This is a genomic window from Methylobacterium gregans, from assembly GCF_022179245.1.
In the GTDB taxonomy this organism is placed as follows: Bacteria; Pseudomonadota; Alphaproteobacteria; order Rhizobiales; family Beijerinckiaceae; genus Methylobacterium; species Methylobacterium gregans.
In genome coordinates this window covers 29,288-39,735 of record NZ_BPQM01000040.1, presented here as the reverse complement: position 1 = coordinate 39,735, position 10,448 = coordinate 29,288, and the positions used below count along the sequence as shown (strand labels likewise).

At 72.1% G+C, this 10,448-nt stretch carries 14 protein-coding genes; 11 read left to right on the top strand and 3 right to left on the bottom strand.

Features of this window, described 5'->3' with window-relative positions; translation table 11 throughout:
- A partial coding sequence (locus MFF54_RS09450; RefSeq protein WP_238302355.1) for a CYTH domain-containing protein occupies positions 1-321 on the bottom strand: 321 nt, incomplete at its 3' end.
- 308 nt (positions 322-629) lie between these two features.
- On the opposite strand from MFF54_RS09450, the gene MFF54_RS09445 reads away from it, so the two are divergent.
- Complete coding sequence (locus MFF54_RS09445; protein WP_238302354.1) at positions 630-1,118, top strand: cupredoxin domain-containing protein; 489 nt, start codon at positions 630-632, stop codon at positions 1,116-1,118.
- On the opposite strand, the gene pdxR is transcribed toward MFF54_RS09445, so the two are convergent.
- On the bottom strand, positions 1,102-2,610 hold the full coding sequence (pdxR, locus tag MFF54_RS09440) for a MocR-like pyridoxine biosynthesis transcription factor PdxR (RefSeq protein ID WP_238302353.1): 1,509 nt from the start codon (positions 2,608-2,610) through the stop codon (positions 1,102-1,104). The two genes, MFF54_RS09445 and pdxR, sit on opposite strands and share 17 nt — an antisense overlap.
- Before the next feature lie 100 nt (positions 2,611-2,710).
- On the opposite strand from pdxR, the gene MFF54_RS09435 reads away from it, so the two are divergent.
- The 10 genes from MFF54_RS09435 to MFF54_RS09390 all read left to right on the top strand — a co-directional run bounded on the left by MFF54_RS09435 (position 2,711) and on the right by MFF54_RS09390 (position 9,451).
- Positions 2,711-3,340 (top strand): FMN-binding negative transcriptional regulator, encoded by a 630-nt coding sequence (locus tag MFF54_RS09435; RefSeq protein ID WP_238302352.1) that lies wholly within the window; start codon positions 2,711-2,713, stop codon positions 3,338-3,340.
- Positions 3,337-4,074, top strand: coding sequence for a GNAT family N-acetyltransferase (locus MFF54_RS09430; protein ID WP_238302351.1), 738 nt, complete (start codon positions 3,337-3,339; stop codon positions 4,072-4,074). Before MFF54_RS09435 ends, MFF54_RS09430 begins: the two co-directional genes overlap by 4 nt.
- A 205-nt stretch (positions 4,075-4,279) precedes the next feature.
- Positions 4,280-4,495, top strand: a complete 216-nt coding sequence (locus MFF54_RS09425; protein WP_238302350.1) for a type III secretion system chaperone — start codon at positions 4,280-4,282, stop codon at positions 4,493-4,495.
- Positions 4,495-4,737, top strand: coding sequence for a type III secretion system chaperone (locus tag MFF54_RS09420; protein WP_238302349.1), 243 nt, complete (start codon positions 4,495-4,497; stop codon positions 4,735-4,737). Before MFF54_RS09425 ends, MFF54_RS09420 begins: the two co-directional genes overlap by 1 nt.
- A gap of 24 nt (positions 4,738-4,761) precedes the next feature.
- Entirely contained in the window at positions 4,762-5,496 is a 735-nt protein-coding gene (locus MFF54_RS09415) for a hypothetical protein (protein WP_238302348.1), read from the top strand.
- Positions 5,497-5,539: 43 nt separating this feature from the next.
- The gene (locus MFF54_RS09410; RefSeq protein ID WP_238302347.1) at positions 5,540-5,713 is read left to right on the top strand and encodes a hypothetical protein; all 174 of its coding nucleotides are present in this window, start codon (positions 5,540-5,542) and stop codon (positions 5,711-5,713) included.
- 430 nt (positions 5,714-6,143) lie between these two features.
- Positions 6,144-6,410 (top strand): hypothetical protein, encoded by a 267-nt coding sequence (locus MFF54_RS09405; RefSeq protein WP_238302346.1) that lies wholly within the window; start codon positions 6,144-6,146, stop codon positions 6,408-6,410.
- Between the two features lie 142 nt (positions 6,411-6,552).
- Positions 6,553-7,758, top strand: a complete 1,206-nt coding sequence (locus MFF54_RS09400; RefSeq protein ID WP_238302345.1) for a GNAT family N-acetyltransferase — start codon at positions 6,553-6,555, stop codon at positions 7,756-7,758.
- Positions 7,759-7,764: 6 nt separating this feature from the next.
- Entirely contained in the window at positions 7,765-8,922 is a 1,158-nt protein-coding gene (locus MFF54_RS09395) for a M20 aminoacylase family protein (protein WP_238302344.1), read from the top strand.
- A gap of 46 nt (positions 8,923-8,968) precedes the next feature.
- A complete protein-coding gene (locus MFF54_RS09390) occupies positions 8,969-9,451 on the top strand; it encodes a glutathione peroxidase (protein ID WP_238302343.1) in 483 nt (160 codons plus the stop codon).
- A gap of 10 nt (positions 9,452-9,461) precedes the next feature.
- On the opposite strand, the gene MFF54_RS09385 is transcribed toward MFF54_RS09390, so the two are convergent.
- Positions 9,462-10,433, bottom strand: a complete 972-nt coding sequence (locus MFF54_RS09385) for an NAD(P)-dependent oxidoreductase (protein ID WP_238302342.1) — start codon at positions 10,431-10,433, stop codon at positions 9,462-9,464.
- Positions 10,434-10,448: the final 15 nt, after the last annotated feature.

The following is a 10,448-nucleotide window of genomic DNA, read 5'->3' as shown; positions in this document are numbered from 1 at the left end:
CGCCGACACGCCGGTCCACGGCGTGTCGGCGAAGGCCTCCCGGTCCGGCGTCTCGCCCGCGACCGGCACCTCCCACTCGGCCCGGTCGAACAGGCCGACCCCGCCCTCGCCGGACTTCACGGTCTGCACAAAGGTCTCGCCCTTGCGCCGGACCCGGAGCGTCAGCCCGGCCGCGCGCAGGTCCTGGTCCGCGGTGTCGAAATAGGTGGAGACGATGAGCCGGGGCTCGGGTGCCCCCTGGAGCAACGGGTGCTTCGCCAGGGCGGACAGATCCGGCCCGACGCATTCCAGTTTCAGCTCGACCTCGCGCGGCGCGCTCATGCAGTGTCTTTCCGTCTCCATGGGGCCGCGGCAGGGCGGCCGGTTTCCGTCGATCCGCGTCCGGCGCGGGTGCGTCGCCGTGTCATAACACGTCCTTGCCACCTCCTGGCCCATGCTCCTGGCCCATGCACCGGCGCGCGTCGCCAACGCGCGAGACGGCGAACGGATCGACCCGCGCGGTCGGACGCTGCGCGACGGAGCCTGCGACGCGCGGCGGCGCGTCGCGCGCCGGAACCGGACGGCGCCCCACGGGACTGTCTGCACGGATTTTATCCTGAGAGTTCATCCCGAGAGACGGAGCGGACGCGATGCGATTTCCCCCCCGGCGTGCCGGAACCCTGGCCGGAGCCCTTGCCGGAGCCCTGCTGGCCGGCGGCCTGTTCACGGCGCTGGCCGCGCCCGCCTCGGCCGAGCAGTCGAAGCCGCTGCCGAAACCCGCCACCGACGTGATGCCGCCGGTCGAACTGACGATCAACGAGCAGGACGGCAAGCCGGTCTGCGCCCCCGCGGAGCTGCGCCTGCCGGCCGATACCAACGTTGAGATCCGGGTGGTCAGCTCCGCCAAGACGCCGGTGACCATCACCGCGCCCGGCCAGTTCGAGAACGCCCGGGTGCTGCACGCCGACGGCGACCTCGTCCACGTGGCGAGCGAGAAGGGCTATCTGGTCAAGCAGAACGGCAAGGGTACGTTGCGCCTGCGCACTCTGCCGGCGGGCGAGCACGACTTCGCCTGCACCGGCACCACGAAGCAGAACGCGCCCTTCGTCGGCAAGCTGATCCTCACGCCGCCGGCGTGAGATCCGTACCCGCAAGCGCCCGCACGAGCTGCCGCACGGCCGGCGCGACGGCGCGCTCCGGCACGGCGGCGTAGCCGAGGAGCAGGCCCGGCGCGCCGCCGGGCCTCGCCCGGTAGGCCGAGAGTCCGACCGCCGCGACCCCCGCCCGCGCGCACGCGGCGGTCGCGGCCCGGTCGTCGAGGCCCGCTGGCCAGCGGGGTCCGGGCCGGGCGACGAGATGCATCCCGCCCTGCATCGGCGCGACGTCGAGCCAGTCGGCATGCGCGCGTGCCGCCGCGACCAGCGCCTCCTGCCGCAGGGCGTAGAGACGCCGGGTGCGCCGCAGGTGGGCGGCGAAATGGCCTTCCTCGATGAAGCGCGCGAGGGCGAGCTGGCCGAGAAGCGCCGGCGCCGCGCCCAGCTCGGCCAGCGCCCGGCGGACCGGCTCCGCGAGGCCGTCCGGCAGGACGAGGTAGCTGAACTGCAGCGCCGGCGTCAGCACCTTCGAGAAGGTGCCGACATAGACGACGCGCCCGCTGCGATCGAGGCTGCGCAGCGGCGCGAGCGGCCGGCCGGCATACCGGTAGGCGCCGTCGTAATCGTCCTCGACGATCCAGGCGTCGCGCGCCTCCGCCCAGGCGAGCAGGTCGAGCCGGTTCTCGAGGCTCATCGCGTGGCCGAGCGGGTAGTGCTGGGCGGGCGTCACCACGGCCAGCCGCGCGCCCGGATCGAGGACCCGCGCCCGTCCGATCGCGAAGCCCCCGGACTCGACGGATACCGGCACGGTCCGCAGGCCGGCTTCCGCGAGCGCCAGCGCGATGCCGGGAAAGCCCGGCTCCTCCACGAAGGCGGCCTCGCCGGGATCCAGCAGCAATCGGGCGAGCAGGCGCAGGCTCTGCCGGATGCCGCTCGTCACGATCACGGCCTCGGGATCGCAGGTGACGCCGCGCCCGGCGGCCAGATAGGCGGCGATCGCCCGGCGCAGGTCCGGATGGCCCAGGGCCGTCGGCACGCTCTCCGCGAGCGCGCGCCCCTCGGCGTGGAGCAGCTTGGCGAACAGCGCATGCGGGAAGGCGTCGAGCGCCGGTCGGCCGAGCGCGAAGGCGCCGGGCGCGGAGCGCGGGGCGAGGTAGTCCGGCGCGGGGGCGGCGGTGAGCGCCGCGCCGCGGCGCGAGAGGACCGGCGGGCCGGCCGGCGCGGGGCGGCTGGGCGCGGCCTGCGCGAGGAGATCCTCCGGCAGGGCGGCTGCCACCCGGGTCCCCGAGCCGGTCCGGGCGACGACGTAGCCCTCCGCGGCGAGCTGTTCGAGCGCGAGCAGGACCGTGCCGCGCGCGCATCGGAGATCGGCAGCCAGCACCCGCGAGGCCGGGATCCGGTCTCCCGGGGCGAGCCGCCGGGCCAGGATCGCGTCGCGCAGGGCGTCGCGCAGTTGCGCGTGCAGGGGCTGCGCGCCCTCCGGGTCGAACCCGAACCCGAAGAGCAGAGGGCCGCGCGTGGGTCGGCGCCTGTCCATACCGAATTGGCCCAGTCCGATATCGAAAAACGGACCTTTTCGCCGGACCGCCTGGCCGTCAATCCTCGGGCTCGACAGCGTTCGGAGACCGCACCTTCTCATGTACCAGCCACCGCACTTTCAGGAGGACGACCCGGAGGCTCTGGCCGCCCTGGTCCGCGCCCACCCGCTCGGCCTCCTCGTCAGCGCGGGCCCCGGCGGCCTCCAGGCGAACCCGATCCCGTTCCTGCTCGACGAGGATGGCGGGCACGGAACGCTGCGCGCCCATCTTGCCCGGCCCAATCCGCAATGGCGGGAGCTCGCCGCGGTGGAGGAATGCCTCTGCGTGTTCCAGGGGCCTCAGGCCTACGTCACGCCCTCCTGGTACGCCACCAAGCGCGAGACGGGCCGCGTGGTGCCGACTTGGAACTACGCGACCGTCCAGGTCTGGGGCCGGCCGCGCGTCATCGAGGAGGCGGGCTGGCTGCGCCGTCAGATCGAGGATCTGACGGCGGCGCGCGAGGCCGCCCGGCCCGAGCCCTGGGCGGTCTCCGACGCGCCCGAGGCGTTCACGGCGGCGCAGATCCGCGGCATCGTCGGGGTCGAGATCGCGATCACCCGGATCGCCGGAAAGTGGAAGATGAGCCAGAACCGCTCGGAGGCCGACCGCGCGGGCGTCGTCGCCGGCCTGACGGGGGAGGGCGGTCCGGCCGATCCGGTCGCCGCGCTCGTGGCGAGGGCGGCCCGGTGAGCGCCCGCCGCAACGCCTTCGGCCAGCCGATCGGCCCGGCCCTGCCGGATTGGACGCCGCGCCCGCTGCCGCCCCGGATCGCGATGGTCGGCCGGACCTGCCGGCTCGAGCCGCTCGATCCCGGCCGGCACGCAGACGACCTGTTCGCCGCCTACGCCTCCGCGCCCGACACGCGCGGCTGGACCTATCTCGGCGGCGAGATGCCCGCGAGCGCGACCGCCTACCGGGCCGCGCTGGAGCCGGCCGCCGCGGCGGCGGACCCGCTGTTCTTCGCGGTCTGCGACCCGGAGGGCCGGGCGCTGGGGCTCGCGAGCTACCTGCGGATCGACCCGGCCAACGGCAGCATCGAGGTCGGCCATCTCCATTTCGGGCCGGCGCTCGCCCGCACGGCGGCCGCGACCGAGGCGATGGCCCTGATGATGACCCGCGCCTTCGACCTCGGCTACCGGCGCTACGAGTGGAAATGCGACAGCCTCAACGCGCCCTCGCGCGCGGCGGCTTTGCGCCTCGGCTTCACCTTCGAGGGCATCTTCCGCAACGCCGTCGTGGTGAAGGGCCGCTCGCGCGACACGGCGTGGTTCTCGATCACCGACGCCGAGTGGCCGCGGGTGCGGGACGCCTTCGTGGCCTGGCTCGCGCCGGAGAATCTCGGGGCGGACGGGCGCCAGCGCGCCTCGTTGGCCGAGTTGCGCGCGGGGCGCGCGGCGAGCGCGGGGGCCGCACCTGGCACCTGAGTGCCGCGACGCAGCACGCGCCCCGGCCGGCTACCGCACGCGGCCGGAGCGCCCCCGCATCCCGCGGCTGCACCCGGCGGATGGCGGAGGCTGTCCGTCCGGCATCCGCGAACCGGGCGCTGCCGGCACCGGCCCTTGCCCTGAACGGCACAGGTTGCCTTCGGGCAGCGTGCTAGCTCGTCGGGCAGCGACGGGAGCGAAGTTGATGCGCGCAGAGCAGATCGGGGATTTGATCACACGGCTCGGGCCCGTGCTCGATCCCCTCGGCATCACCGCCTTCCCGGAGGCCGGGACCTGGGGAATCGCGATCAACGACGCGCTGTCGGTCCTCGTCGATCTCGCCGAGGATCGGGGCAAGGTCGTCCTGAGCTGCGAGCTCGGGACGCCCCCGGCCGGGACCGGAGCGCCCTCTACGAGCTGATGCTGCGGCACAACTACCACTGGGACCGGACCGGAGGCGTGCGCCTCGCCCTCGATGCGCCCGAGGGCGGCGTCGTCCAGATCGTCGATCTGGCCACGGCCGGTCTCGACGTCCCGCAGCTCGCCGACGCCGTCGGGACCTTCGCGGAGGCCGCCCGCGCCGGGCGCGAGATCATCCGGCGTCCCCAGACGTCCGGGGATCTCGCGACCGACGACGCCAGCATCCCGCTCATCCGCGTCTAGACATCCGAACCGGAGACGTCCGCCATGTCCGGCATCCAGCTCAACATCCAGGCCCCGACCTTCAGCCACATCCGAGACCAGTTCTCGATGGAGCGGGGCGGCAACGATCACACCATCCGCTTTCAGGACGCGCGCGGAATCTACACGAGCGACAAGGCGTCCCTGACCAGCGTCAAGGCCTTCTTCGGCTTCGGGGCCCAGCTCGAAGCGCGCGCGACCAAGCGCGAGAGCGGCGTCGATCAGATCGAGCAGGCGATCGACCGTCAGTACGGTGCCGGCATGGCGGACCGGGTGCTCCAAGATATCGGGATGCACGGCCGCGACCTGAGTGGCGGCATCAAGCGCTCCGATCTCGAACGCATCGGGCGGACGGCGGACGGCCTCGCCAAGGCGGACAGAGAACGAGCCCAGTTCGACGCGACGTGGACGGACCCCAGCATCACGGAAATGGGGAACAACCTGAATCATCCGCGCCTGGACAGCTTCGTCCGCAATTATTTCGAAGTCGCGACGCATCCGCGGTTCTGGTCGACGACATCGGCGCGATCGAATGCGGAGACGATCGGGAGCGTGCTCTCGATGAGCGTCCTCAACCGTATCGGACAGAGCGGAACGATCAGACAACAGGATCTCGACGATCTGTCCAAAGCCATGAGGCCGTTCCAGAGAGACGCGGGACATACGATGGATTGTCCGGCCGCCCCCCGCTCGGCGGACATCTCGTCGGACCGGCGGACGAAACGCGCCTGCAGGAACTGACACAGGTCGTATACGATCGGTATCTCGCGGTGGGGTCTCGCCCATGGCGGTGAACACGGGTGATGCTCAGTTCACGGCCTTTGCGACGACGTTCACCCAAGCCCAAACGTCCGCAGAGCGCATGGATGGGATGAACGCCTTTCTCGCCTCGACAATCACCCTCGGCGCCGACGTACCCAGCGCCGCCGTCACGGATACCATGCGGTCGATCGGCTAGCGGGTTCACCGCGTCGGCGTGTTCCGATCACCCTCGGGAGGTCGGCACGCCTCCGATGCGCCGACGGACCGATGAGCGGTCCGCGATCGAGCCGCTTTCGCCGAGGAGGGGACGCGACATCGTCCGCCTGAGCCCTGCCCCGCAGGGCCACACGCCTGACGGCATGCGACGGCGCGCCGGCAATGTCCGCGACCCGCCCCCCGCGGCAGGCTGGCCAACCGGAAGGCCGCACCGTGTCAGCGCAATCGCCGTCACAGCCAAGCATTCCGGTTCGGCACGCGTCCCGACTCAGGATAGAGGCTCGAACCGGCAGAGCATTTTCAAGCTGCATCGCAGCAAAGGTTCCCGAAACATTGGCAGAACCTTTTCCGGCCACGTTCGTTCTTAGGTCGATCGTCACAGGACATTCGATTCGAACCAGGAGAACACCATGCGCTCGACAGCTCTCGCCTTTGCCGCCACGCTCGCCCTGACCGGCGCCGCCTTTGCGCAGGCGACAACGACGCCCGGCAGCACGGTCGGCAACCCGACCGGCAGCGCCGAGCGGAACCTCAACAACCCGGGCAGCGTGAAGAGCAACGCCGAGAAGGGCATGCCGGGCCGCGACCTGCCGGGCGCGACCGGCACCGTGGCGCCGGGCAGCACCGGCACCGGCGCGACGATGCCGCCCGCCGGCACCGCCCCCGCGACCCGCTGAGTCGAGGCCCGCACAGCGCCCCGGAGACCTGCCGTCTCCGGGGCGCCCCTCATCTGCCTGCGACCCCGCGCCCGCCCTCCGACTGGCCCGCCCGCGCCCGGACCGCTTGGCCCGTCCGGCGTTCGGGTCTAGATCTGCGCCCATGGAGACACCCGGCGCGCCCCGCGAGACCGCCCCTGCGCTGCAGGTGCGCGCGCTCGCCGGCCTGAAGGAGATCGGCGCAGCTGCCTGGGACGCCTGCGCCACCTCGGCCGAGACGCTCCGGGGCAGCGACGAGACCCACAATCCCTTCGTCTCCCACGCCTTCCTGTCGGCGCTGGAGGATTCGGCCTGCGTCTCGCGGAAGACCGGCTGGCTGCCGCTGCACATCAGCCTGGAGCGGGACGGCGACCTGCTCGGCGTCGTGCCCTGCTACCTGAAGAGCCATAGCCAGGGCGAGTACGTGTTCGACCACGGCTGGGCAGATGCCTACGAGCGGGCGGGGGGCGTCTACTACCCGAAGCTCCAGGTGAGCGTGCCCTTCACCCCCGTCACCGGCCCGCGCTTCCTGATCGCGCCCAGGGCCGACCCGGACATGGTCACGGGCGGGCTGATCGCGGGCCTGCGGGCACTCCGCGACCAGGCCGAGGCCTCCTCGATCCACGTCACCTTCATGCGGGAGGCCGAGTGGGAGCAGGCGGGCGCCGCGGGCTTCCTCAAGCGCACCGACCAGCAGTTCCACTGGGTGAACGCGGGCTACGCGACCTTCGACGCCTTTCTGGAGGCGCTGGCCTCGCGCAAGCGCAAGAGCATCCGGCGCGAGCGGCGCGACGCCCTCAGCCCGGGTATCACGGTGGAGCACCTCACCGGCGCGGACATCACCGAGGCGCACTGGGACGCGTTCTTCGCCTTCTACACCGACACGGGAGCCCGCAAATGGGGCCGCCCCTACCTCAACCGCCGCTTCTTCTCGCTGCTCTCCGAACGAATGGCGGACCGAGTGCTGCTGATCATGGCCAAGCGCGCGGGCCGCTACATCGCGGGCGCGATCAACCTCATCGGCGACGTGGCGCTCTACGGGCGCAACTGGGGCTGCGTCGAGGACCACCCCTTCCTGCATTTCGAGATCTGCTACTACCAGGCGATCGATTTCGCGATCGCGCGCGGGCTCAAGCGGGTCGAGGCGGGCGCCCAAGGAGAGCACAAGCTCGCCCGCGGCTACCGCCCGGTGCTGATGCACTCGGCGCACGACATTGCCGACCCAGGGTTGCGCAAAGCCGTGGCCGACTACTTGCAGAGAGAGCGCACCCACGTGAATGCTCTCGTGGGGGAATTCGACAGCCTGACCCCGTTCAAGCGCGAGACCTGAGTCCAGATGAGCCCGATCGACCGCATCAAGACCTACGCCGACGAGCTGACCGCGCTGCGGCGCGACCTGCACGCCCATCCCGAGCTTGGCTTCGAGGAGGTGCGCACCTCAGGGATCGTGGCGGACCTGCTGGAGGGCTACGGGATCGAGGTGCACCGGGGCATCGGCGGCACCGGCGTCGTCGGCGTGCTCAAGGGCCGCGGCAGCGGCCGGCGCATCGGGCTGCGCGCCGACATGGACGCCCTGCCGATCGAGGAGGAGACCAATCTCCCCTACCGCTCGACATACCCCGGCAAGATGCACGCCTGCGGGCACGATGGGCACACCACGATGCTGGTTGGCGCAGCCCGCTACCTCGCCGAAACCCGGGACTTCGACGGCACCGCGATCTTCGTGTTCCAACCCGCCGAGGAGGGCCGCGGCGGCGCCCGCGCCATGCTGGCGGACGGCCTGTTCGAGAAGTTTCCCTGCGACGAGATCTACGGTTTGCACAACCAGCCGAACGGCCCGCACGGCGCGATCGGCCTGCGCCCGGGCCCGATCATGGCGGCGGCCGACTTCTTCGACATCCGGGTGCAGGGCCGCGGCATCCACGCGGCGCAGCCCCACAAGGGCATCGACCCGATCGTGATCATCACGGGCCTCGCCCAGGCGATGCAGTCGATCGTCTCGCGCAACGCCGACCCGCTGAAGTCGATCGTGCTATCGATCACCCGCCTCAACGCGGGCTCGGCCTACAACGTGGTGCCCGAGAGCGCCGACATGGCCGGCACCATCCGGACCTTCGACCGGGATCTCAGGGCGCTGGCCTCCCGCCGCATCCGGGAGCTCGCGGCGGGCTTCGCGGCGGCCTACGGCGCCGAGATCACGGTCGAGATCCAGGACGTGTTCTCGGTGCTCGAGAATGCCCCCGAGCAGACCCGGGCCGCGGCCGAGATCGCCGCCGAGCTGTTCGGCGACGCACAGGTCAACACGAGCGCGCCGCCCCGCATGGGCAGCGAGGACTTCGCCGACATGGCGCTCAAGGTGCCGGCCGCCTACGCCTGGCTCGGCTCGAACCCAGGTCCGGGCCTGCACAACGCGAGCTACAACTTCGACGACACGATCATCCCGATCGGCAGCGCCTATCTGGCCCGACTGGTCGAGCGGCGCGCGACGGCCTAGCTGTCAGGGGCGCCCCGTGCCCCGGGGCGCCCCGTTCGGACGACCCATGACCACGATCCACGACTTCGCGCCGCGCGCCGCGGACGGCACCCCGCACCCGCTCGCGCAGTATCGCGGGCGGCCCGTGCTGATCGTCAACACCGCCTCGAAATGCGGCTTCACCGGGCAGTATGCCGGTCTGGAGGCTTTGTGGCGGCGCCACCGCGACCGGGGGCTCGCGGTGCTGGCCTTCCCATGCAACCAGTTCGGCGCGCAGGAGCCGGGCGACGCCGCCGAGATCGCGGGCTTCTGCTCGGCGCGCTACGACGTGACCTTCCCGGTGCTCGCCAAGGTGGCGGTGAACGGGCCGAACGCCGACCCGCTCTTCGTCCACCTGAAGCGCGAGAAGCCGGGCCTGCTCGGGTCCGGCGCGATCAAGTGGAACTTCACCAAGTTCCTCTGCGACCCCGAGGGTCGGGTGATCGACCGCTACGCGCCGCAGACCAAACCCGAGGCGCTGGAGGGCGCGATCGCGGCGGCGCTCGGCTGATCGGGTGCGATCAACCGTAGATTTCCGGATTGACCACCGTCGCCGGCCGCTCGCCGCGCAGGATCGCGAGCATCGCCTCGGCGGCGCCGAGCCCCATCGTGCGCAGGCTGGTGGCGGTGGTGCCGGCGACGTGCGGCGTGAGGAGCAGGTTCGGGCAGCCGCGCAGGCGATGATCCTCCGGCAGCGGCTGGACCGCGAAGACGTCGAGCGCCGCGCCGCCGATGCGGCCTGCCTCCAGCGCGTCGGCGAGCGCGTCGGCCTCCACGATGGGGCCGCGGGCGACGTTGATCAGCACCGCGTCCGGCTTCATCCGCCCGATCAGCCCGGCATCGACGAGACCCCGCGTCTCCGGGGTCAGCGGGCAGGCGATCACCACCGCATCGCTCTCCGCGAAGAGGTGCTCGATCGGCACCGGCTCGGCGAGACCGTCGAGACCGCGGGGGGTGCGCGCCGTGCCGAGCACCCGCATGCCGAAGCCGTGCCGGCCGATCCCCGCCACCGCCCGGCCGATCTCGCCGAGCCCCAGCACGCCGAGCGTGGTGCCGCCGATCTCGGGCAGGTCGTTCGCCAGCGTCTTGGCGGCGAGCCAGCCCTGCGCGCGCAGGGTCCGGTCGAGATGCGCGAGCCGCCGGCGCAGGTCGAACAGGGCGGCGAAGGCGTACTCGGCCACCGCCCGGGTGTTGCTGCCGGGCAGGTTGGCCACGGGCACCCCGCGCGCGGTCGCCGCCGGCAGCGGCACGAAGTCGAGCCCCACCCCGTGCCGGACGATGCCGCGGAGGCGCGGCGCATGGTCGAGGATGTCGTCGGGCAGCTGTGCCCGCACGATCATCCCGGCGGCATCCCGAGCAAGTCGCCGCAGGGTCTCGGCGCCCGTGTCGGGGGCGGTCACCACGCGGGCATGGATCTCCAGCCGCGCCACCGCTTCCGGGTGGATCGGGTTCGTCAGCAGGATGAGCGGCTTGTCGTCCGCGGCGTCGGTCACGGGCACTCTCCGAAG

Bases quoted from the DNA above. Each gene is read 5' to 3' on its own strand.
- MFF54_RS09395 (WP_238302344.1), top strand. From the start codon at position 7,765: ATGAGCCCGATCGACCGCATCAAGACCTACGCCGACGAGCTGACCGCG.
- MFF54_RS09435 (WP_238302352.1), top strand. From the start codon at position 2,711: ATGTACCAGCCACCGCACTTTCAGGAGGACGACCCGGAGGCTCTGGCC.
- MFF54_RS09390 (WP_238302343.1), top strand. From the start codon at position 8,969: ATGACCACGATCCACGACTTCGCGCCGCGCGCCGCGGACGGCACCCCG.
- MFF54_RS09415 (WP_238302348.1), top strand. From the start codon at position 4,762: ATGTCCGGCATCCAGCTCAACATCCAGGCCCCGACCTTCAGCCACATC.
- pdxR (WP_238302353.1), bottom strand. From the start codon at position 2,610: ATGGACAGGCGCCGACCCACGCGCGGCCCTCTGCTCTTCGGGTTCGGG.
- MFF54_RS09410 (WP_238302347.1), top strand. From the start codon at position 5,540: ATGGCGGTGAACACGGGTGATGCTCAGTTCACGGCCTTTGCGACGACG.
- MFF54_RS09425 (WP_238302350.1), top strand. From the start codon at position 4,280: ATGCGCGCAGAGCAGATCGGGGATTTGATCACACGGCTCGGGCCCGTG.
- MFF54_RS09445 (WP_238302354.1), top strand. From the start codon at position 630: ATGCGATTTCCCCCCCGGCGTGCCGGAACCCTGGCCGGAGCCCTTGCC.
- MFF54_RS09400 (WP_238302345.1), top strand. From the start codon at position 6,553: ATGGAGACACCCGGCGCGCCCCGCGAGACCGCCCCTGCGCTGCAGGTG.
- MFF54_RS09420 (WP_238302349.1), top strand. From the start codon at position 4,495: ATGCTGCGGCACAACTACCACTGGGACCGGACCGGAGGCGTGCGCCTC.
- MFF54_RS09405 (WP_238302346.1), top strand. From the start codon at position 6,144: ATGCGCTCGACAGCTCTCGCCTTTGCCGCCACGCTCGCCCTGACCGGC.